Genomic DNA, 21096 nt, shown 5'->3' with positions numbered 1-21096 from the left:
CGTTTTTATTTATCAATGCATTAAGCTATTGTTCAATGAGCCAGCTGCTAAGAAAATGTTAAACCTTACTGTATGCCCTCCATTTCTCAATTACCTGCTTCATATCCTGCGGTAGCTCTGTTTCAAAAAATATTTCCTTACCAGTTACCGGATGAATAAAGCCCAGTGTGGTGGCATGTAAAGCGCATCTGGGACAAATTTCGAAGCAGTTGTCTACAAACTGCTTGTATTTTGTATAAATAGTTCCTTTTAAAATTTTATCTCCGCCATATTCAAAGTCGTTGAACAGTGTGTGTCCAATATGCTTCATATGTACCCGAATCTGGTGTGTTCTGCCAGTTTCGAGCTGGCATTCTACCAATGTTACATAATTGAATTTTTCCAAAACTTTATAATGCGTAATCGCATGTTTGCCCGTTTCTCCTTCGGGATAGGCGTCAAACATTTTTCTATGTTGTTTATGACGGGCAATATGTGCATTGATAGTTCCTTCCTCTGCTTCTACATTTCCCCAGACCAAAGCCGTATATTTTCTGCTAACGGTGTGATTGAAAAACTGTTTGGCAAGATGTGCAGCAGCTTCTCCTGTCTTTGCCAATACAATCAATCCGGTTGTATTTTTATCTATGCGATGAACCAAGCCGAATCTGGGTAAACTTTCCTCATTTAGATTCGGATTTTGCTGGCGCAAATAAAAAGCTACGCCATTTAAAAGTGTGCCACTAAAATTACCTACACCGGGGTGAACTACCATATTAGCCGGCTTATTAATCACCATTAATGCATCGTCTTCGTATACAATATTCAAGGGGATGGGTTCTTCTTTTAAAACAGTATGTTCCGGATTCACCAGACTCATCAGTACAATTTCATCCCCTGGTTTTATTTTGTAATTGCTTTTGACTGTTTTGCCATTTACAGTTAAAAATCCAGCTTCAATGCCCTGTTGTACTTTGTTTCGAGTGGCACCTTCCATGTGCATTTGCACCCATTTGTCAATTCTGTAGGGTTCCTGGCCTTTGTCTACTACAAAGACTTTTCGTTCGTATAATGCATCAGACTGTTCTTCTGAAATTAATTCGGTATCTACGTGCATAGGGCAAAATTAGCTTTATTTTTGCGGTATGCTGCAAGAAGTCCTATTTGAAGATTTGGGGGTAAAGTCTTATAAAGATGTCTGGGATAGCCAGGAGAAGTTGTTGAAAGCAAATGCCGATATTAAAATGAATTTTAAGTTCGGGGACGCTGCCAACACAAGGCCTGACCAAATTCCTACCATCCATCATCTCTTATTTGTAGAACACCCCCCCGTTTATACTTTGGGTAAAAACGGTAAGGAAGAACATGTTCTGATATCCGAATCAGATAGAATTAAGAAGGGTATTGAATATTTTCATATCAATAGAGGTGGAGACATTACATTTCACGGACCTGGTCAGTTGGTAGGATATCCCATTTTAGATCTTGAAAGATTTAAAACAGACCTGGGCTGGTATTTAAGAACTCTAGAAGAGGTATTTATAAAAACACTAGCCGATTATGGATTAAAAGGAGAGAGAAGTGTAGGCGAAACCGGTGTTTGGTTAGATGCGCACTTAAAGGGGAAAGAAAGAAAAATATGTGCCATGGGCATCAAATGCAGCAGATGGATTACCATGCACGGGTTTGCGTTTAATGTGAATACCGATTTAAGTTATTTCAATCATATTGTTCCTTGTGGTATTCAGAATAAACAGGTTACTTCTCTTGCACAGGAACTAGGTAGGGTAGTGGATATGGGGGAAGTAAAATACCGTGTAAAAAAACATTTCGAGGCCTTGTTCGACTGTAAGTTGATTTAGGTTTATTTGTATTAAATATAGCTACTATTATAGCAGGAATTTATTTTTTTCCAATAAAATGCCATCACAGTATAATTCAAACTGGTACCATCCGCTATGGTAAAAATTACTTTTGTCCAGAATGATTTTGTCTTCTTGAATATTGGTGAGATTCAACATTAATTTCATACCGCTGTATATCAGAAGGCTGTATCTTTTGTGCTGGGTATTGTTCAAATTGATTACCAGGTTGCCTAAATGATTGGTATATACGAACTGCGACGGTATCCAGGTTTCAGCAAGGGTTTCTGGTTTAGCAATAAAGTACACAACTGTGTTTTTGTTAATTCTGCTTAAACTATCTTTTGTGAATTTGAATATGGAGTCTTTGAATTTCTGGTAATCCTTTTGACCCAGTTCTTTATAGAGTTTATTATCCAGTAAAATCTTTTGTGTCTGGGAACCGGAATTGCGTTTTGAGCTGACTTTTTTTTGTGCCAACGCTGTTTGTTCCCAGAAAAGTAAGGTGAATAAAACAAACAAGACTTTCATACGATAGCAAATATAAAATGAACTGGCTAGAAGCAGAGGGTGTTTTTGGATAGGCTTCTGTTGCCTTGTAAACCGCCGCTGTGAATAAGCAATACATTTGTTCCTTTCCTAAAATATTCCTTTTCAATCAAATCTTCAACTGCGTAGAATAGTTTGGAGGTGTATACAATATCTGTAGGGATACCGGTTCTAAGGAATACATCATTCATATAATCTGTGAGCACTCCGGGATGTTTGGCATAACCGCCAAAATGATATTCATGTATACATTCAATACGCTTGTGCAGTGTTTCGGGCAATAGTTTGGCAATGCTTTCCTCTAAGGCTGTATTGTTTTTTAAAACGCTGATCCCGATTATTTTCTGATTTTCATTGGCTCCCATGATTAATCCGGCAGTCATTGTTCCTGTTCCGCAAGCGCATAAAATATGACTAAATTCGCTACAGTCTTTTACAGATAAAATAGCCGATGCGCCTTTTGCTCCCAGGATACCATAGCCTCCTTCATCAACCCAATAGATCTCTTCCTGGTCAGGAAAAGAAGCTATTATATGTGCTCTTTCTTTATAAGTTTCTCTGGATACATGTCTGATTTTCATCCCCCACTGTTCTGCTTCCAATAAAGTGGGAGAGTTGCCTCCTTCGCCTCTGATGATGCCTATTGATTTCAGTCCACTCAGTTTAGCTGCTGCTGCCAAAGCAACAATATGGTTGGAATAAGCGCCACCAAAGCTGGCAACCGTTTTATACCCCTTTTTTAACGCATCAGCCAGGTAGAAATGAAGTTTAAACCATTTATTGCCACTGATAACCGGGTGGATTAAATCGGTTCTTAGTACAGACAATAGAACGTCGTTGCCTTTTTTAGCAGGAAATCTGTCCAATCGTATATGATTTATGTCAGGAATCATATTATGATGAATTGTTGCAATGTTAATTGTTTTAACTTTGAATTGTAAAATAAAACTATGAAACCTACCCTAGTTATTCTTGCAGCTGGCATGGCCAGTAGATACGGAAGCATGAAACAAATACAATCATTTGGTCCTGATGGAGAAACCATAATGGATTATTCCATTTATGATGCTATCAAAGCTGGATTCGGAAAAGTTGTTTTCATTATCCGGGAAGAGTTTGCAGAACAATTCAAATCTATTTTTGAACCCAAGCTTGCAGGAAAAATTGCTACTGACTATGTATACCAGCACCTTGAGGCTTATACTAACGGGTATCCTATTCCTGTTGACAGAGCAAAGCCATGGGGCACTGCACATGCCGTACTTTGCTGCAAAGGAAAGGTGAATGAACCATTTGCTGTAATAAATGCAGATGACTATTATGGTAGAGATGCATTTGATAAGGCCGTTGATTTTTTAAATAACCAGTGTAACGCTTCCACTTTTGCCTTGGTAGGTTATGAATTGCAGAAAACCTTAAGTGAAAACGGAAGTGTAAGCCGAGGTGTTTGTACAGCTGATGCTAATCAGAACCTTACTGCAATTAACGAAAGAACAAAAATCTATCGCGAGAACGGAGAAATAATCTATGAAGACGAAACGGGTAAGCATCCATTGCCTGGAAATAGTCTGGTTAGTATGAACTATTTCTGTTTTTCACCTGATTTCATTGATATGTGTGAAGACATGTTCACCGAATTTTTGCAATTAAAGGGTCAGGAATTAAAGTCTGAATTCTTTATTCCGTATGCAGCAAATGAATTTATTCAATCCGGAAAGGGTGTTTTAAAAGTTCTTCCTACTTCTGCACAATGGTTCGGGGTTACGTATAAAGAAGATGCTCCCGGCGTTCAGGCAGCAATTAATGCTTTGGTGGAAGCTAAAGTGTATCCTTCCTCACTTTGGAAATAATTTGCCTGGTCTTAAGAGGTTATTTCAATATCATTTCTGAAATGGATATATAAAAAATCCCGATCAATGCTGATCGGGATTTTTGTATGTACTACTGAAGTATCTTTTGTAAGCCCTTTATTTTGTGTATGCCTTTACAAAGAAAACACAATCTTCTACTTTGTTAATCTGTGTTTTTCTTTCCACTCCTTTAAGTGTAGACTTAGCGGGTAGTTTTACTTTTCTGAAAGCCGTATCTGATTTTTTCAGGTCTTCTATAATAGAATGAATATTCTTAGACTTTACTGCAAAAGCAACTCCATCTGCCTGAGCCTGTCTGGTACTTAGCACACCAATCACTTCTCCATTCTTGTTAAAGACTGGACCCCCTGAGTTACCAGGATTGGCACTTATCTGAATTTGATAAGAAAGGGAGTCCCCGTCAAATCCAGTTTTAGCACTTAGGTATCCCATTCCATATACTATTTCATTTCTTGGGTAACCGAGTGTGAAAATTTCTTCACCCAGTGAGGAGTTGGATTTCTGTATGCTGTAGGGAATGGATTTTACAGATTCATATTCTTCATCATTGATTTTTAAAATTGCCAGATCTTTGTCGTGGTCTATTAATACAATGGAAGACTTGAATTCAGCGCCTTTGCTGTTTACAACAATAGCACCAGTTCCTTTTAAAATATGTGCATTGGTAACAATGTATCCCTTGGGATCTACCAGGAATCCAGAACCTCCGCTTAATAATCTTGCGTTTGTTGGTATTTTTGAAGTTACTTCATTGATGATATTTACCTGAGCTTCTTGGTTCTTCTTTACTACTTCCAGGTCTTTACCCAGCTGCTCCAGTTTTGGATCATTTACTGAGGTAGAAAAATACATCGCCAGGCCACTGATAAACAGGGCAATCACACCACCTACAGATGCTGCAATGGCGGTAACTCTTTTATACTTATTCCAAAATTGAATTACTTTTCCTTTTGGACTAAGAGCCCCTCCTTCATTCAGGTCTCCTCTTTCCAGCAGATGCTGGTGCGTTTCATGCAGGGTTTGTTTAATCTGAATATTAGCTGCATAGTCCGCAATCTGATGAAGGAACATATTATGTTCCACCACCATCTGGTCTATCTCCGGAGTGGTTTTTCTCAGATTTTCGAAATAATTGCGCTCTTCAGCACTCATTTCGCCACTGAGGTATCTTTCAATTGCGTCTAGTAATAAAAAATCGTCCATCAAGGTTCAGTTCTTTTGTCAGGTGCTTCCTTCTTTAAAAATTATTCACCAATATTATATTGTGAAAAGAAAAGTTTCTTCAATCTCATCAGGCATTTGTACTTCTGGTTTTTGGCATTGTCTGCGTTGGTATAACCAAATTCAGCAGCTAAAGCGTTCATATCCATTTTTTTGAGATAATAGCCCTGTAGTAAGCTTTTACAAGGTTCTCCCAAACTGTTTAGCGCCCGATCCATGATAGCAAACTCTGCGTTTCTCTTTTCATGGTTTTCCAAATCGTCCTCAACGGCTACCGTTTCTTCAAATCCATCTATCGATCCGGTATATCTTCCCATTTGCTGGAGTCTTTTTAACCAAAGTCTTCTGCAAACCGAGTACAGGTAGGTTTTAATCTGACAAGTCAACACAAAAGAATCAGTCTGAGACTTCTCATATAAAGCAATCATTGCTTCCTGAAAAATATCCCTGGCTTCGTCATAGCTCCCATTGTTATTCAGAATAAAGGACTGAATCATATTAAAATTTTCTTTATATATGATTTCTATTGCCTTTGAATCGTTGTGAGCCAGACCTTTTAGTAGTGCTTGTTCGTTCGTATCTCCTTTCACTGTCTGTGTCTTTAATACGTTTGTCGATTAAAAGTAACCCAAAATAGGGCTAAAAATTTTTTTTCAAAAAAAAGGATTTTGTCGGGTTACTTTTTATTCATCCGGGTATTAATCAGTAATCATTCAAACTTAAAAAGAAAAAAAATGAAAAAATTATTATTCGTTTTAGCATTAGGCGTATTCGCATCTTGCGCTGGAGAAAACAAAGAAGCTGCTGCTGACACTACTGCAACAACTGTAGACACTGCTGCTGCAACTGTAGACACAACTGCTGCAACTGTAGATACTACTGCTGCTCCTGCTGTTGATACAACTAAGAAGTAATTGAATTGTCTGTTGGTGAAGTGATCCCGTGTATCTGGCTTGCAGATCAGGAACAACAGACCTAAGAATTTCATATGGCAAGCAATCGTTAGAAGCCGCTCCGTTTCCACGGAGGGGCTTATTTTTTTTAAGTGTCTTTCAGTAAAAACTAACTAACCCTAGTTTATTTTTTCAGAAAATCTTTTTTTGCATTCAACTGAATGTTTATATTTGATTCATGCAAATGGCATTTAACAACTGGTTTTATTTTTTCTTTTATTTCTACTTTGGAAAAAGGAGCCGGGTCCGTTTTGTTATCGCGTAAAGTTGTAAACTCAAAATATAGGTCCCGGCAAATCGCCGGGATTTTTTTTTCATTATACCAAAGACAATCATCAAAACACGAACAATAAATGTCCTCTTCCAATAAAAAAATATCATCTCCGGATTCGCAAAAAGGTATTTGCATTCAAGGCTATGAGGGAAGTTTTCATCAGGTTGCTGCTAGGAAATTTTTTGGCAAGAATGTTTCTGTAATTCCCTGTGCTTCTTTTAGAGAGTTGGTTAAACTTGCTTTGGATAGTAAAGTTTCTGATGGTGCGGTAATGGCAATTGAAAATTCAATTGCAGGAAGTATTCTGCCAAACTACTCTTTACTTCAGAAAGCAAATTTGACAATTGTGGGAGAAGTCTATTTGTCTATTAGTCAGAATTTATTGGTCAATAAGGGAGTACAACTCTCAGACATTAAAGAAGTGCATAGTCATCCTATGGCATTGCTGCAGTGCCTTGATTTTCTGGAGCAACACTCATTCAAATTAATAGAAACAGAAGACACAGCATTAAGCGCCCAATATGTTAAACAACACCATTGTAAACATGTGGCAGCAATTGCCAGTAAGTTGGCAGCAGAAATTAATGATTTGCAGATTTTGGAACCAGATATTCAGACCCAGAAAAACAATATTACCCGTTTTCTGATTTTGAAAAGAAGCAAAGAAGCCCCGCAGGTAAAAGAGGCCAATAAAGCTTCTATTTATTTTCAGACCAATCATACAAAGGGGGTATTGTCAAAAGTCTTAACCCAGGTTGCTTCTACAGGAATTAATCTGAGTAAGCTGCAAAGCATGCCTATCCCGGGTAGTCATTTTAAATATGGGTTTTATGCGGATATGGAATTTGAGCAAATCAAGCAGTTTGAAAAAATGCTTTTGAAAATTCAGGACACAACCAATAATGTAAAAGTGTTTGGTATTTATAAGAAAGGAAAATTAATAAAAGGTTAAACAGAAGGAAGACCATGAAAGGAACAGTTGCAAAGCGGTTAAATGGCATCGGAGAATATTATTTTTCTCAGAAGCTGAGAGAAATTGATCAGTTGAATAAGGCTGGAAAAAGCATTATTAACCTAGGAATCGGAAGCCCGGATTTGCCTCCACATCCGAGTGTAATAGCAACATTACAGTCTAAAGCTCAGCTATCGGATGCTCATGCTTATCAGTCTTATAAGGGTTTGCCTGTTTTAAGAAATGCAATAGCCGAATGGTACAATAACTGGTACCATGTGGTATTGAACCCTGATACCGAAGTGCTTCCTCTGTTGGGAAGTAAGGAAGGAATCATGCATATCTGTATGACTTATTTAGGGGAGGGGGATGAAGCACTGGTTCCGAATCCAGGTTATCCAACTTATACAAGCGCGGTTAAATTGGCGGGTGCAACTCCGGTATATTATGAACTGAAAGAACAAAATCATTGGATTCCTGATTTTGCTGAATTGGAAAAAACAGATTTAAGTAAAGTGAAAATGATGTGGGTTAATTATCCGCATATGCCAACTGGTCAGCAGGCAACTGAACAACTATTTAAGGAAATCATCAATTTTGGAAAACGCAATCAAATCCTCATATGCCATGACAATCCTTATAGTTTTATCCTGAATGACCAACCGCTTAGCATACTGCAGGTTCCTGGTGCAATGGAAACAGCCCTTGAGCTAAATTCATTAAGTAAGAGCCAGAATATGGCGGGATGGAGAGTAGGCATGTTATGTGGAGCCGCGGATAGAATTAATGAAGTACTCACTTTTAAAAGCAATATGGACAGTGGTATGTTTTTACCTGTTCAATATGCAGCTGCAACGGCTTTATCACTGGGTAAGGGATGGTACGATGAAATCAATGGTATTTATGCTGAAAGAAGAAAAAAGGTTTTTGAATTATTGGATTATTTAGGTTGTATATACAGTAAAGAACAGGCAGGAATGTTTGTATGGGCAAGCATCCCTGATGCAATGAAAGACGGTTATGAATTGAGTGATAAAGTGCTCTACGATAAAGGTGTTTTCATAACACCTGGTGGCATATTTGGCTCAGCCGGAAATCGTTTTGTAAGAGTCAGCTTGTGCGGGTCTGTTGAAAAATTTGATCAGGCAATTCGTAGAATAACGGGTAGTGAAAAATAAATAGCGTTTAAAGCAAATAAAGATGGTTGTATCAATAATAGGACTGGGGTTAATAGGGGGGTCAATGTCCTTGTCTTTGAAGGCAAAGGGGTTTGCTTCCAGTGTGATTGGAGTTGAATCCAATATGGAGCACGCTGCACGTGCCATTGAGTTGGGCCTTGCTGATTTTTGTTTACCGCTGGAAGAAGCTGTTTCACAATCGGACTTAATCATACTTGCAACTCCCATTAACGCATCAGAAAAAATATTGCCCCAGGTTCTTGATCTGGTGAATGGTCAGGTTGTATTTGATGTGGGTTCTACCAAGTCGGTATTATGCAAGCTGGTAGCCCAGCATCCTAAAAGGGGAAGATACGTGGCAACGCATCCCATGTGGGGTACAGAAAACAGTGGACCTGATGCTGCAGTCAAAAATGCATTTTCTCAGAAAGCTACCGTCATCTGTAATGCTGAACAATCCGATGACGATGCGCTGCGAATGGTACGAGATATGTATGCATTACTCCAAATGCATCTGGTATATATGGAAGCTGATTCGCATGATATGCACGTAGCCTATATCAGTCATATTTCACATATTACTTCTTTTGCCCTTGCGAATACAGTCCTTGAAAAAGAAAGAGAAGAAGATGCCATTTTTGAACTGGCGAGTGGGGGATTTGAAAGTACGGTTAGATTGGCAAAAAGTAACGCCGATATGTGGGTCCCCATCTTTATGCAAAACAGGGATAATGTACTGGATGTGCTGAATGAACATATTAGCCAGCTAAGGAAATTCAAGGCCTGCCTAGAAAAAGAGAATTACGAATATTTGAAAGAATTGATTGAAAATGCCAATGGAATAAGGAGAATACTTAAGTAAAACACCGCAAAGCCCTATATATAGAGTAACTTTGCACAAATTTTAGATTACATGATTACATTTGAAGGGTTGGGAATTGACGAGCGTTTAATTCGAGCAACCACAGAGTTGGGGTATGTGAACCCAACCGCAATTCAGGAGCAGGCGATCCCGGTTTTATTAAGCGGGACCACTGATTTTATCGGTTTGGCGCAAACCGGCACGGGGAAAACAGCCGCATTTGGACTCCCTTTGTTACACATTATAGACGCAGCAGCGAAATATCCACAGGCATTGGTAGTATGTCCTACCAGAGAGTTATGTCTTCAGATCGTGAAGGAAATTGAGTTGTTTAAGAAATATATGACCGGCATTTCGGTTGTAGCAGTATATGGAGGTGCTTCCATCGGCTTACAAATCCGTGATTTGAAAAAGGGGGTGCAGATTATTGTAGCAACACCGGGCCGATTAATTGATCTGATTGAGCGCAAAGCCATTAACCTGGAGCAAATCAGCTATGTAGTGTTGGATGAGGCAGATGAAATGTTAAACATGGGTTTTCAGGAAGACATTGAATTTATTCTGAAAAATACGCCCAAGCGAAACAGTACCTGGTTATTCAGTGCCACTATGCCGCCTGAAATCAGAAAAGTGAGTAAGCGTTACATGAATGATCCGAAGGAAGTTACTGTTGGGAAAGTTAATACTGCCAATAAAAGTATTGATCACCAGTATTATGTAACTACTGCACATCATCGTTATGAAACCCTGAAGCGTATTATTGATTTTAATCCTGGTATTTATGGAATCATTTTTACCAGAACTAAAGTTGATGCACAGGAAATTTCTGAAAGACTAACCAGAGAGGGATACGATATTGATGCATTGCATGGAGATCTTACCCAGGGTCAAAGAGATAAAGTAATGGGACAGTTCAGAGATAAAAGTCTGCAGTTGTTGATTGCAACAGATGTGGCTGCCCGTGGTATTGATGTACAGGGAATTACCCATGTTATCAACTTTGAATTGCCAGATGATGTGGAAGTGTATACGCATCGAAGCGGAAGAACCGGGAGAGCAGGACATCACGGAATTTGTATTTCGATTGTGCATGCGAAGGAAACTTACAAGTTGAAACAAATTGAAAGAATCAATAACTGTAAGTTCAGCAAACTGGATATCCCATCTGGAAAAGACGTTTGCAGAAAGCAGTTCTTCTTCTTCATGGATAAATTGTTGTCTGCAGATATAAGCCATGGCGATTACGAAACCTATGTGCCAATGCTGGCCGAAAAATTTGCAGAAGTAAGTAAGGAAGATGTTTTAAAGAGAGTGGCCGCTATGGAGTTTGATCGCTTCCTTAAATACTATGAAAACTCTGAAGATTTAAATATCAGGGAAAGAGACCGATCCGTAAAACGTGATTCAAACGATCGTGGTGAAAACAGAGCTAGCAGAAGAGAAAGTGTAAGAGATACTGGTCGTGGCGATGGTCGTAAAGAATATAAATCTGGTGGAGGGTACAGCAGGTTATTTGTAAACTTAGGAACCAAAGACGGTTTTTACAAAGCCAGCTTCCTTCAGTTTATCCTAGACATGAGTGATTTGAAAAAAGATGTGTTGGGAAGAATAGATATGAAGGACATGAACAGCTGGATTGAGATTGAAAAATCTGCAGCTCAGCAAATGATTCGTTCACTCGATGGAAAAAAATACAAAGGAAGAAGTATTCGTATGAATGATGCGGATAGCGGAGGCCGTAGATAATATTTTTAAACTGATCAATTATTATGGAACAGACATTACAACAGGAAGCCAATATTCAAACCGTTTTAGCAAAGCGCCCTTTAATTATTTCCGGGCCTTGCAGTGCTGAGACAGAAGAACAGGTACTAGCAACTGCCACCCGATTGGCAGCTACAGGGAAAGTAGATATTTTAAGAGCAGGTATCTGGAAACCCAGAACCCGTCCGGGAAGTTTTGAAGGCGTAGGAACTAAGGGATTGCCTTGGTTGCAAAAAGCAAAAGAGTTAAGTGGTTTGCCTGTTGCTGTTGAGGTGGCTACTGGGAAACAGGTAGAAGATGCTTTGCATTTTGGGGTTGATGTATTGTGGATTGGAGCCAGAACAACAGTAAACCCTTTCAGTGTTCAGGATGTTGCCGATGCATTGAAAGGAGTGGATGTGCCTGTATTAATTAAAAACCCGATTAATCCTGATCTTGAATTATGGATTGGGGCAGCTGAAAGGGTTGCTAAGGCGGGTATTAAGCATATTGGTTTGATTCACAGAGGATTTAGTTCTTATGGAAATACGGAATACCGCAATGCACCAATGTGGCATCTGGCAATTGAAATGAAAAGACGTTTTCCTGAAATGCTGATGATTAATGACCCTTCACATATTTGCGGACGTCGTGACATTTTACAGGAAGTAGCACAAAAAGCAATTGACCTCGATTTTGACGGACTAATTGTAGAAAGTCATATTGATCCGGATAATGCGTGGAGCGATGCAAAGCAGCAGATTACACCTGAAGTTCTGAGCCAGATGATTGATCAGATGATTTGGAGAAAAGAAGACATTATTTCAGAAGAACTGCATGTGCAAATGGATAAGATGAGAGCACAAATTAATCAGTTGGATGATGAGCTAATGCAATTGTTGGGACAAAGAATGAAAGTAGCAGATAAAATTGGTCAGTATAAAAAAGAAAACAATATCACCATTTTGCAGACCAATCGCTGGAATGCTATTCTTGAAAGAGCTTTTGTAAAAGGAGCGCAGCTGGGTTTGAGTCAGGAGTTTATTACTAAGTATTTTGATGCTGTTCATATGGAAAGTATCAATCACCAGAATAAAATCATGAACGCCTAGTATGCAGAAGAAGCGAATTCTTTTTTCAGGAAGTCAGACTGATTTTTATTTTGATGCGCCTTTTGATGTGCTGGAAAAAATCGTGTCAAGAGAAAAGGCTGTTATTATAACCGATGAAAATCTGTTAAAAGCGCATCAGCGAAAACTAAAGGGCTATAATACTATTGTATTAAAACCCGGCGAACAATATAAAGTTCAGCAAACTGTTGACATGATTGTTGATCAGTTGATAGCGATGGGTGCCAATCGTCAGACAACGCTGATTGGGTTTGGGGGAGGTGTTGTTACCGATATTACAGGATATGTAGCAGGGATATTTATGCGCGGTGTAAAAGTTGGCTATATCCCCAGCTCATTACTGGCCATGGTAGACGCAGCCATCGGAGGCAAAAATGGAATTGATGTAGGGGTGTATAAAAACATGGTGGGTCTGATTCGTCAACCCTCATTTTTAATTTATGATTACAGCCTTTTAAAAACACTACCCTTAAAAGAGTGGCAGAATGGATTTGCAGAAATCATTAAACATGCCTGCATTAAAGATTCGAAAATGTTTGCGGAGCTTTCTCAGCAATCTATTGCAAAATACAGAAAACAGCCATTATTATTAGGACAGCTAATCAGACGCAATGCATTCATAAAAATAAAAGTGGTACAGGGAGATGAGTTTGAAACCGGTGAAAGAAAGCTTTTGAATTTTGGTCATACACTAGGACATGCTATCGAAAATATGTATGAGTTAAGTCATGGTGAAGCCATTAGTATTGGGATGACCTATGCCACATTGATGTCTCAACAGTTAATGTTGCTCAGATCAGGTGAAGAAATCATTCAATTACTACATCGTTATGGCTTGCCAACTGTTGCAAGTTTTGATGCTGAGAAGGCATTCAAAGTACTTTTGAAGGATAAGAAAAGAGCTGATGATACCATTCAATATATACTACTGAAGAAAGTTGGTAAAGGGATTGTACAACCCCTGCGTATTGAACAATTGAAAGCCATTTTTAAACAATTTTAATTTGTTAGGGAAAAGATGATTGTTAGGGTTCATCCATCTTCAGTAAAGGGGAATATTCAGGCCAATGCCAGTAAGAGCTGTATGCAGCGTGCTTGCGCTGCAGCGTTATTGCATGTTGGCAAAACGGAAATAATTAATCCAGGAAATAGTTTTGATGATCAGGCAGCCATCGATATCATTCAAAAATTAGGAGCAAAGATCAGCTGGTTGGAAAATGGATCAATGCTTGTGGAATCCGGTGGGATTGCTCCCTTATCTAATACTATTCATTGCGGTGAAAGTGGATTGAGTATCCGGATGTTTACCCCTATTGCGGCACTGAGTCAGCAACAACTTACCATTAATGGTTCAGGTAGTTTGCTGAAACGTCCCATGCATTTTTTTGATGAAGTAATGCCGCAGCTGGGTGTTGATACAATATCCCATGATGGATTTTTGCCTTTACAAATTCAGGGGCCGTTGATTCCCGCTAATATAACCATTGATGGTTCTTTGAGTTCGCAGTTTTTAACCGGGTTGTTGATGGCTTTTGCAGCAGCAGGAGCCAATACGATTAGTATAACTGTACTCGATTTAAAAAGTAAACCTTATATAGATCTTACACTGGAAGTCTTGGAAGCTTTTGGTGTTAGCATTATCAATCATAACTATCAGCAATTTGAGTTCACAGGAAAAGGTTTTTCGCAGGAAAAATCAAATTTGCAATATAAGGTAGAGGGAGATTGGAGTGGTGCTGCCTTTTTATTGGTAGCAGGAGCAATTGCCGGTGGTTTAACGGTGAAAGGGCTGAATGTTTTTTCTACCCAAGCGGATAAAAAAATCCTACAGGCGCTTTCGGATGCCGGTGTTGGACTTTCTATACAAGAACATCAGATTGATGTAAGACCGCTGCCGTTAAAAGCATTTCATTTTGATGCAACCGATTGTCCCGATTTATTCCCCCCACTGGTAGCTTTAGCTGCTTATTGTGAAGGAACTACAGTGATTGAAGGAGTAAGCCGATTGCAACACAAAGAAAGCAACCGGGCAATGAGCCTGCAGTCTGAGTTTGCCAAATTAGGGGTAGAAATTCAGTTGCAGGACGATTTGATGATTGTAAAAGGGATGCAGGAGGGGACTCAGTTACATCCATTAAAAGCTGCGACTGTTCATTCTCATCATGATCATAGGATTGCGATGGCAACGGCGGTAGCTGCGTTGAAAGCAACTGGTCCGGTAACAATAGAAGCGGCAGATGCCATCAATAAATCTTACCCTGATTTTTTTATGCACTTGCAACAATTAAGTGTAGATTTAAACATAACCGAAAACTAAAGTTTTAAAAAAGTAGAATCGTGAACGCTTTTGGCAGAATCTTTACAATGCAGATTTTTGGGGAGTCCCATGGGGCTTCTGTAGGACTCGTAATAGATGGATGTCCGGCGGGTTTACCCCTAAACGTAGAAGATTTCTTAGTGGATACAGAACGAAGAAAAGGAGGGATTCAGAAAGGGACGACTCCCCGGAAGGAAGACGATCTGCCCATATTCAAGTCTGGTATTTTCAATGGAAAAACAACTGGTGCACCAATAGCCATATTTTTTGAAAACAACAATACCAAGAGTCAGGATTATGAAAAGCACCGAGCTGTTCCCCGACCCGGACATGCAGATTTTACAGCACATCATAAATACAGAGGCTACGAAGATTTTAGGGGAGGAGGACATTTCAGCGGTCGTTTGACGGTTTGTTTGGTAGCAGCTGGTGTGATTGCCAAAAAATTATTAAGTCATCACGGAATTCAGGTAAAAGCTGCAATTGAAAGTATTGCTGGTTTGCCAGATATGGAAGCTGGATTGCAAAAAGCGATTGACGCCAAAGACAGTGTGGGGGGGATTGTTGGTTGTTGTGCATCAGGTTTGCCGATTGGATTGGGGGAACATTTTTTTGACTCAGTTGAGTCTTTGATCAGTCATGCGGTATTTGCTATACCTGCTGTAAAGGGCATTGAGTTTGGTGCTGGATTTGCTGCAGCTGCTATGTTGGGAACAGAGCACAATGATGCAATTATAGATGCTTCGGGTAAAACAAAAACTAATCACGCCGGTGGAATAGTAGGGGGTATTACCAATGGGAATGACTTGTATTTCAGAATTGCCATTAAGCCTACATCTTCTACGCCAAAAGAACAATTTTCTTTAAATTGGGAATCCAATGAAATGGAAGCGTTTTCCATAAAGGGGAGGCACGACTTGTGCATAGCGCTTAGGGTTCCGGTTGTATTGGAAGCGGTTACGGCAATGGTGTTGACCGACTTGATGCTTTTAGAACAAAAAATGAAAAGAACGATCTAATGAAAGGAGAATTTATCTATCATATTACTACGCAGACCCAATGGGAAGAAGCTAAGCAAAAGGGATTTTATGAAGCAGATACTCTTGCTTCTGAAGGATTTATGCATTGCAGCACAGAAGATCAGGTTGCTGGGGTACTTGATCGATACTATCAGGGCAGGACTGGTCTGGTAAAACTTACCATACAAAAAGACAAGGTAGAAAGACCCCTTATTTTTGAATTGGCAGGATCTATTAACGAATTGTTCCCACATATCCATGGCCAATTGAACTTGGATGCTGTGGTTGCCGTTACTCCTATTTAATTTATAAGTGATTGAAAATAAATCAATTGTGTTTCACATGATTGATTTATTTTATTTGAATACTTCTTCGGCACATTATTTGGCAATAGTGGCAGCAAATGCAGCATTTCGTAAAATTGATTAACTTATAGCTGCGCAATTGTTCACTTAAAACCAATGAATGCGTCTAATACTTATTTTACTATTGTCTTTTGGGTCCTTAGGTACCCTGAATGCACAGACTGTTCAGGACAGCGTCCTGTTTAATCCCCCTATGCCCGATAGTTTACTTTGGGCAGTAGACAGTGCGTTAAAAGCCAATGCCAATCTAGTTTATACCGGAAAAATTGTAACCGGTAAAGCCAGCTATTACAGTACCCGTTTTGATGGTATTAAAACTGCCACAGGGGAGAGATTCAGCAGTAAAGCCTTTACTGGCGCAAGTAATAATTTGCCTTTAGGTACCTGGGTTAAAGTGACCAACCTGCACAATGACAAGTGGGTGGTTGTTAGAATTAATGATAAAATGCACCCAAGAATGAAAAAAAAGGGTAGGGTAATAGATGTTTCCCGCATTGCTGCTCAAAAATTGGAATTTCTGAGCCGTGGTATCGCCAAAGTGAAGCTTGAAGTGGTGGAGCCTCCAATACCAAAAAATAATTAAAAGATAAACTAATCTTAATTTTAGAAAACCAATTTCTGCTTGTATTTTTGCGATAAATTAACAAAAACCTGTTTATGAAGAAATTTCTATTTTCTTTGATAGCTGTTGGTTTGGCAACTGCTTCTTTTGCACAAACTCCTGTTAGCTATAAGAAGAGAGCTAGCCTTGGAGTAGGTGTTTTCCTAAATGATATGTACACCGCTGACAAAATTAGCAAATCATCTTTGTCAAGAGTAATGCAGAGTGGTGGCTTTACTCCCATTAAAGAAATGTCACTAGGATTGAATGTGCAATACTTTGAAGGGATTACCGACCATGTTGATTTCATGGCTGGATTGTATGGTACTTATTCTAAGTATCCTTTCTATTACAGAACTGGTGTTCCTCAGTCTGTAAGATCTTTATTCCTTTTAGAAGCTGATGCGAATGTGAATGTAAAAATGCTGACTGACAAATACGCAGTGGTACCTTACCTAACATTTGGTGTTGGTGCTTCTATGTATAACGGCACTTATTTTGCTGCTCAAGGTAATACTGGTTTAGGTTTACAGGTTAATCTTGGAAACGAGACTTTCCTGAATACACAAATGTTGTATCGTGCTGGTATTTCTGAATTAGCAGTTAATCACACTGCATATTCTATTGGAATAGCTTCTCCAATCAGCGATAAGCCAGCTCCTGTAAAAGTAGCTCCTCCGCCTCCTCCAGCTCCGGCTCCTGCTCCTGTTGATACAGATAAGGACGGAATTAACGATAAGGATGATAAGTGTCCTACTGTTGCAGGTGTTGCTAAGTATAATGGTTGTCCTGTACCTGATACAGATAAAGACGGTATCAATGATGAAAATGATAAGTGTCCTACTGTTGCTGGTATTGCTAAATACAATGGTTGTCCAATTCCTGATACAGATAAAGACGGTGTTAACGATGAAGAAGATAAGTGTCCTTCTGTTCCAGGTTTAGCACGTTACCAAGGTTGTCCAATTCCTGATACTGACGGTGATGGTGTTAACGATGAAGAAGACAAGTGTCCTAGCATTAAAGGCGCTCGTGAAAACAACGGTTGTCCTGAATTAAAAGCTACTTACAATTTTGATAACAAGAAAGTACAATTCTTGTCTGGATCTGCGGTATTAACCAAAGCTTCTAAGGTTGAATTGAACAAAGTTGTAAAAGCGTTGAACGAAAACCCAACTTTGAAATTGATGGTAGAAGGTCATACAGATGCTACTGGTAGTGACAAAATCAATCAGCCACTTTCATTAAAGCGTGCGAATGCAGTAAAAGCTTACTTAGTAGCTCAAAAAATTGATGCTGCCAGATTAACTGCCGAAGGTTTCGGAAGCAGTCAGCCAATTGCAGATAACAAAACAGCAAAGGGTAAGGCAATGAACAGAAGAGTAGACTTTAAAGTACAGGAGTAATTTAAATTAATCCTGTTGCCATAAAAAAACTCCCGATCTACATCGGGAGTTTTTTATTTTAGTCATTGCCATATGAGCGCAAATAAAAAACAAACCCGATATTGTAAACATCGGGTTTGTTCTCTAAGGTTCTATATCAATGAATTCTGTCGCCCCTGATTTCCAGGTGTTGCATAATTTCAATTTCATGCGCCAGCCATTCTTTCCATCGGGCTCTTACTTTGGCTTTAGGTATATATAGTTCCGCCAGCTTTATAAATAGGGTATAGTGACCAGCTTCACTTTCCATGAATCTTCGGTAGAACTTGCGCATATAGGCATCGTCCAGGCCTTCGCTTAATCTTTTGAATCTTTCGCAGCTTCTGGCTTCAATTAATGCCATGGTTAGTAGTTGATCCAAAAGCCGGTCTTCAATATGGCCTCCCTTTTTCTGAAAAATCAATAATTGATTTACATATTCATCTTTTCTTTGCTTGCCCAATGTTAGCCCTCGTTTGTTAATTTCTGCGAGTACAGCTCTGAAATGTCCCCACTCCTCTGTAACAATTGGAGAGAGTGCTTCCACCAGTTCCTTTTTATCAGAATACCTTTGTATATAAGAAATGCAGGTTAATGCTGCTTTCTGCTCACAGTAGGCGTGATCTGTTAGGATAGCTTCCAGTGATATCTCTGCAAGGTTTACCCATCTTGGATCTGTGGGTAGTTGTAGTCCCAGAATATTTCTGGTATGTTCAGATAAACTTTTCTCCATAGTGTCTATTATAAAGCGTCTTCTTCAAAATAAGCAAGACTTCCACCTACCCAATCCTTATCCTGATTGTACCTTACACCAATCATTTTCCCCTTGCTTAATCTTGCCAGATTATTAGTAGCTATCGGTCGTTTTTCTCCCTCTTTCCAGAAATAAAAAATTCTAATTTCTGCTTTTGCAGGTTCATTAGGGGTTTCTATAAGTGCAGCGTAATTCACTTTTCTTTGTAAAATCCAGTTTTCAGGTTCGCTAACGGCAGCAATATCTTCGGCCGTTACATCAATTACTACTCCCTGACCTGCAAAGGAAAACAAAGGCTTCAGTACATAATTTTCAAGATCTTCAGGAAGTTGTTTGATCTCATTCAGAAACCAGGTTTGTGGAACATAAGGATGATGAATAAAAGGCAGCGTATATTTACTGATTCTGTAAAACCAGTTGGGATGCGGAATCCATTCTACATCCAACTGTTCAAAAAGAATTTGTCCCTTTTCCTGAATGATTGCATCCTGTTGCTGCAAATCATCAAATATGATGCGGTTATAGATTCTTTTGATGCGAATTTTTTTGTCGTTTTTCAGATAGTACAACTGACTACCTTCTTTAATTAATTCAGTAAGACAAACGACAGATATACCTGTTATGGCTTCTGTAAAATAGAAGTCAATTTTTGTTTTTTGTTTGTGCGGGAGGATTTCGAGTAAAATAACTTCCTCTGGTAAACAATTCCCTACAATAATTTCTTTCAGCAAATGCGTATAAGAGTCTGCATTTAACTGATTAAAATAAGTACTGTAATTTTTGGGTATATCGTAACATTTACGCATCACCTGATCGTGCCAAACCTGATATCCAAACAAGGTTGGAAATCCCTGCATTTCAATTAGCTGAGGTTCTATTTCTCCATTCTCATTTTCACAGATACCGAAGTCGAAAGCTATGAAATGTGTATGTCCATTTTCATTCGGGACTTTCAGGTCCTTTGGAATGGCTCTTTGACTCTTTTCCTTAAAATCGGGGTCTAATAAAATATCTACAATAGACTCACAGGCAGAGAGAATTTTATGTTTTAATTCCTTGTTAATAAAGACAGGAGTTTCGGCCACCCTGAACTCAATAGCTCCCGGAAATTTCTCATTTAAAGTATCCAGAAACAGCTGGTACTTTTCATTGCTGAATTGTTCATTGAACTTTTTTCTGATGGCAGGGACCATAGTTTCTATTTTAATGAAGAATCAATTCTCTGGAGGCTTCTGTAAGAAAGTTAGGAAGAATATGCTGGTATGTCCACATGATTTTTCCCGGATCAAGCAATTGTTCCACCATGCTTTTCCATTTTTCTTCTCCATGGGCATCAATCACTACTTTTTTCTTGTCTTCTCGTTGCAAATACATGGCCATCCCGTGAGCATCGGCCTCGGGATGAAATTGAGTGCCTATAAAGTATTCGCTAAAACGAATAGCCATTACAGCACGCTCCAATGGAACGTGAGGGCGATTTTTTTCAATAGCCAGTATGGATCCTCCCATCTCATTTATTTTATCATGATTGGGTTCAATAACCTGATAATCCCTACTGTCTACACAGTAAAAAGGATCATTTAAACCTGCAAAAACCTTTTCAGCATGTCCGTCTTCCATCTGATGTACAGGGAATACGCCAAAAGAGGTTGACCTTCTTTTGCAAACATTTCCCAACTTAAAATAGCGGCAGAACAATTGAAAACTATGGCAGATAAAAAAAGCATGCTTTTTGGGGAATGCTGATCCATTATTCCATTCTCTCAGTTTCTCTACCCAACCAAAATATTTTTCTTCCCATGCATTGCCTTCCGTTTCCAAAGGGGATCCGGGACCTCCACTAGAGATATAAATATCAAAGTCAAGGCTTGGTACTTCCAAGTTTAAACGGACATCAAATTCCCTTATCTCAATGGGCTGATGATTGGCTATGCTCCAATCGGCAAGAATGGTTCTGATACAACGCATTCCCTCATTAGCCTGCCCTTCATATAAGTCAAGGATCGCAACTCTTATGGTATTGTTTTCGGTGCTTTCCATGC

Annotated in this window: 22 protein-coding genes; 14 read left to right on the top strand and 8 right to left on the bottom strand. The window is 39.1% G+C overall.

All coding sequences use genetic code 11. The annotated features are described in order from the left end of the window. Window positions 1-58: 58 nt before the first annotated feature. Complete coding sequence (locus TEGAF0_RS05100; protein WP_264900599.1) at window positions 59-1096, bottom strand: RluA family pseudouridine synthase; 1038 nt, start codon at window positions 1094-1096, stop codon at window positions 59-61. A gap of 28 nt (window positions 1097-1124) precedes the next feature. Here TEGAF0_RS05100 and lipB point away from each other — a divergent pair, with 28 nt between their 5' ends. After that, entirely contained in the window at window positions 1125-1841 is a 717-nt protein-coding gene (gene lipB / locus TEGAF0_RS05095) for a lipoyl(octanoyl) transferase LipB (RefSeq protein WP_264900597.1), read from the top strand. 27 nt (window positions 1842-1868) lie between these two features. On the opposite strand, the gene TEGAF0_RS05090 is transcribed toward lipB, so the two are convergent. Continuing rightward, window positions 1869-2372, bottom strand: a complete 504-nt coding sequence (locus tag TEGAF0_RS05090) for a hypothetical protein (RefSeq protein ID WP_264900595.1) — start codon at window positions 2370-2372, stop codon at window positions 1869-1871. Window positions 2373-2398: 26 nt separating this feature from the next. After that, on the bottom strand, window positions 2399-3283 hold the full coding sequence (locus tag TEGAF0_RS05085; RefSeq protein ID WP_264900594.1) for a 1-aminocyclopropane-1-carboxylate deaminase/D-cysteine desulfhydrase: 885 nt from the start codon (window positions 3281-3283) through the stop codon (window positions 2399-2401). Between the two features lie 57 nt (window positions 3284-3340). Between TEGAF0_RS05085 and TEGAF0_RS05080 the strand changes: the two genes are divergently transcribed. After that, a complete protein-coding gene (locus TEGAF0_RS05080) occupies window positions 3341-4240 on the top strand; it encodes a nucleotidyltransferase family protein (RefSeq protein ID WP_264900593.1) in 900 nt (299 codons plus the stop codon). A 117-nt stretch (window positions 4241-4357) separates the two neighbouring features. On the opposite strand, the gene TEGAF0_RS05075 is transcribed toward TEGAF0_RS05080, so the two are convergent. Further along, entirely contained in the window at window positions 4358-5464 is a 1107-nt protein-coding gene (locus TEGAF0_RS05075; RefSeq protein ID WP_264900592.1) for a S1C family serine protease, read from the bottom strand. 41 nt (window positions 5465-5505) lie between these two features. Beyond that, the gene (locus tag TEGAF0_RS05070; protein ID WP_264900591.1) at window positions 5506-6072 is read right to left on the bottom strand and encodes an RNA polymerase sigma factor; all 567 of its coding nucleotides are present in this window, start codon (window positions 6070-6072) and stop codon (window positions 5506-5508) included. 144 nt (window positions 6073-6216) lie between these two features. Here TEGAF0_RS05070 and TEGAF0_RS05065 point away from each other — a divergent pair, with 144 nt between their 5' ends. The 12 genes from TEGAF0_RS05065 to TEGAF0_RS05010 all read left to right on the top strand — a co-directional run bounded on the left by TEGAF0_RS05065 (window position 6217) and on the right by TEGAF0_RS05010 (window position 18282). Beyond that, window positions 6217-6396 carry a hypothetical protein gene (locus TEGAF0_RS05065; RefSeq protein ID WP_264900589.1) on the top strand — a complete coding sequence of 60 codons (180 nt, stop codon included), beginning with the start codon at window positions 6217-6219 and terminating at the stop codon, window positions 6394-6396. A 392-nt stretch (window positions 6397-6788) separates the two neighbouring features. After that, complete coding sequence (locus TEGAF0_RS05060; RefSeq protein WP_264900588.1) at window positions 6789-7661, top strand: prephenate dehydratase; 873 nt, start codon at window positions 6789-6791, stop codon at window positions 7659-7661. 14 nt (window positions 7662-7675) lie between these two features. Beyond that, window positions 7676-8839, top strand: a complete 1164-nt coding sequence (locus TEGAF0_RS05055) for a pyridoxal phosphate-dependent aminotransferase (protein ID WP_264900586.1) — start codon at window positions 7676-7678, stop codon at window positions 8837-8839. A gap of 22 nt (window positions 8840-8861) precedes the next feature. Then, the gene (locus TEGAF0_RS05050; RefSeq protein ID WP_264900584.1) at window positions 8862-9701 is read left to right on the top strand and encodes a prephenate dehydrogenase; all 840 of its coding nucleotides are present in this window, start codon (window positions 8862-8864) and stop codon (window positions 9699-9701) included. A gap of 51 nt (window positions 9702-9752) precedes the next feature. Next, the gene (locus TEGAF0_RS05045) at window positions 9753-11447 is read left to right on the top strand and encodes a DEAD/DEAH box helicase (RefSeq protein ID WP_264900582.1); all 1695 of its coding nucleotides are present in this window, start codon (window positions 9753-9755) and stop codon (window positions 11445-11447) included. A gap of 23 nt (window positions 11448-11470) precedes the next feature. Further along, complete coding sequence (locus tag TEGAF0_RS05040; RefSeq protein WP_264900580.1) at window positions 11471-12556, top strand: bifunctional 3-deoxy-7-phosphoheptulonate synthase/chorismate mutase type II; 1086 nt, start codon at window positions 11471-11473, stop codon at window positions 12554-12556. Between the two features lies 1 nt (window position 12557). Continuing rightward, window positions 12558-13577, top strand: coding sequence for a 3-dehydroquinate synthase (aroB, locus tag TEGAF0_RS05035; RefSeq protein WP_264900578.1), 1020 nt, complete (start codon window positions 12558-12560; stop codon window positions 13575-13577). A 15-nt stretch (window positions 13578-13592) separates the two neighbouring features. Continuing rightward, window positions 13593-14891 (top strand): 3-phosphoshikimate 1-carboxyvinyltransferase, encoded by a 1299-nt coding sequence (gene aroA, locus TEGAF0_RS05030; protein WP_264900576.1) that lies wholly within the window; start codon window positions 13593-13595, stop codon window positions 14889-14891. Window positions 14892-14911: 20 nt separating this feature from the next. Further along, a complete protein-coding gene (locus TEGAF0_RS05025) occupies window positions 14912-15910 on the top strand; it encodes a chorismate synthase (protein WP_264900574.1) in 999 nt (332 codons plus the stop codon). Beyond that, window positions 15910-16215 (top strand): DUF952 domain-containing protein, encoded by a 306-nt coding sequence (locus TEGAF0_RS05020; protein ID WP_264900572.1) that lies wholly within the window; start codon window positions 15910-15912, stop codon window positions 16213-16215. Before TEGAF0_RS05025 ends, TEGAF0_RS05020 begins: the two co-directional genes overlap by 1 nt. 160 nt (window positions 16216-16375) lie before the next feature. Beyond that, a complete protein-coding gene (locus TEGAF0_RS05015) occupies window positions 16376-16858 on the top strand; it encodes a septal ring lytic transglycosylase RlpA family protein (RefSeq protein ID WP_264900570.1) in 483 nt (160 codons plus the stop codon). Between the two features lie 74 nt (window positions 16859-16932). Next, the gene (locus TEGAF0_RS05010; protein ID WP_264900568.1) at window positions 16933-18282 is read left to right on the top strand and encodes an OmpA family protein; all 1350 of its coding nucleotides are present in this window, start codon (window positions 16933-16935) and stop codon (window positions 18280-18282) included. 136 nt (window positions 18283-18418) lie between these two features. Here the strand turns inward: TEGAF0_RS05010 and miaE are convergent, their stop codons facing one another. From miaE to TEGAF0_RS04995, 3 genes are read right to left on the bottom strand one after another with little or no spacing between them, the layout of a single operon-like run. Beyond that, window positions 18419-19033: a tRNA-(ms[2]io[6]A)-hydroxylase gene (miaE, locus tag TEGAF0_RS05005; protein WP_026752185.1), complete on the bottom strand. Its 615-nt coding sequence runs from the start codon at window positions 19031-19033 to the stop codon at window positions 18419-18421. An 8-nt stretch (window positions 19034-19041) separates the two neighbouring features. Then, complete coding sequence (locus TEGAF0_RS05000; protein ID WP_264900560.1) at window positions 19042-20247, bottom strand: ATP-grasp domain-containing protein; 1206 nt, start codon at window positions 20245-20247, stop codon at window positions 19042-19044. 10 nt (window positions 20248-20257) lie between these two features. Beyond that, window positions 20258-21094, bottom strand: a complete 837-nt coding sequence (locus tag TEGAF0_RS04995) for a type 1 glutamine amidotransferase (protein WP_264900559.1) — start codon at window positions 21092-21094, stop codon at window positions 20258-20260. Window positions 21095-21096: the final 2 nt, after the last annotated feature.

It is taken from the genome of Sediminibacterium sp. TEGAF015 (assembly GCF_025997995.1).
GTDB lineage: Bacteria > Bacteroidota > Bacteroidia > Chitinophagales > Chitinophagaceae > Sediminibacterium.
The sequence above is the reverse complement of the archived record's forward strand: the minus strand, read 5'-3'. Positions and strand labels throughout refer to the sequence as shown.

Excerpts from the sequence above, each read along its gene's own strand:
- TEGAF0_RS05075 (WP_264900592.1), bottom strand. The coding sequence starts at position 5,464 with ATGGACGATTTTTTATTACTAGACGCAATTGAAAGATACCTCAGTGGC.
- TEGAF0_RS05090 (WP_264900595.1), bottom strand. The coding sequence starts at position 2,372 with ATGAAAGTCTTGTTTGTTTTATTCACCTTACTTTTCTGGGAACAAACA.
- TEGAF0_RS05100 (WP_264900599.1), bottom strand. The coding sequence starts at position 1,096 with ATGCACGTAGATACCGAATTAATTTCAGAAGAACAGTCTGATGCATTA.
- TEGAF0_RS05045 (WP_264900582.1), top strand. The coding sequence starts at position 9,753 with ATGATTACATTTGAAGGGTTGGGAATTGACGAGCGTTTAATTCGAGCA.
- TEGAF0_RS05015 (WP_264900570.1), top strand. The coding sequence starts at position 16,376 with ATGCGTCTAATACTTATTTTACTATTGTCTTTTGGGTCCTTAGGTACC.
- TEGAF0_RS05050 (WP_264900584.1), top strand. The coding sequence starts at position 8,862 with ATGGTTGTATCAATAATAGGACTGGGGTTAATAGGGGGGTCAATGTCC.
- TEGAF0_RS05010 (WP_264900568.1), top strand. The coding sequence starts at position 16,933 with ATGAAGAAATTTCTATTTTCTTTGATAGCTGTTGGTTTGGCAACTGCT.
- miaE (WP_026752185.1), bottom strand. The coding sequence starts at position 19,033 with ATGGAGAAAAGTTTATCTGAACATACCAGAAATATTCTGGGACTACAA.
- TEGAF0_RS05065 (WP_264900589.1), top strand. The coding sequence starts at position 6,217 with ATGAAAAAATTATTATTCGTTTTAGCATTAGGCGTATTCGCATCTTGC.
- TEGAF0_RS05055 (WP_264900586.1), top strand. The coding sequence starts at position 7,676 with ATGAAAGGAACAGTTGCAAAGCGGTTAAATGGCATCGGAGAATATTAT.
- TEGAF0_RS05080 (WP_264900593.1), top strand. The coding sequence starts at position 3,341 with ATGAAACCTACCCTAGTTATTCTTGCAGCTGGCATGGCCAGTAGATAC.
- lipB (WP_264900597.1), top strand. The coding sequence starts at position 1,125 with ATGCTGCAAGAAGTCCTATTTGAAGATTTGGGGGTAAAGTCTTATAAA.
- TEGAF0_RS05000 (WP_264900560.1), bottom strand. The coding sequence starts at position 20,247 with ATGGTCCCTGCCATCAGAAAAAAGTTCAATGAACAATTCAGCAATGAA.
- aroA (WP_264900576.1), top strand. The coding sequence starts at position 13,593 with ATGATTGTTAGGGTTCATCCATCTTCAGTAAAGGGGAATATTCAGGCC.
- TEGAF0_RS05040 (WP_264900580.1), top strand. The coding sequence starts at position 11,471 with ATGGAACAGACATTACAACAGGAAGCCAATATTCAAACCGTTTTAGCA.
- TEGAF0_RS05060 (WP_264900588.1), top strand. The coding sequence starts at position 6,789 with ATGTCCTCTTCCAATAAAAAAATATCATCTCCGGATTCGCAAAAAGGT.
- TEGAF0_RS05085 (WP_264900594.1), bottom strand. The coding sequence starts at position 3,283 with ATGATTCCTGACATAAATCATATACGATTGGACAGATTTCCTGCTAAA.
- TEGAF0_RS04995 (WP_264900559.1), bottom strand. The coding sequence starts at position 21,094 with ATGGAAAGCACCGAAAACAATACCATAAGAGTTGCGATCCTTGACTTA.
- TEGAF0_RS05020 (WP_264900572.1), top strand. The coding sequence starts at position 15,910 with ATGAAAGGAGAATTTATCTATCATATTACTACGCAGACCCAATGGGAA.
- aroB (WP_264900578.1), top strand. The coding sequence starts at position 12,558 with ATGCAGAAGAAGCGAATTCTTTTTTCAGGAAGTCAGACTGATTTTTAT.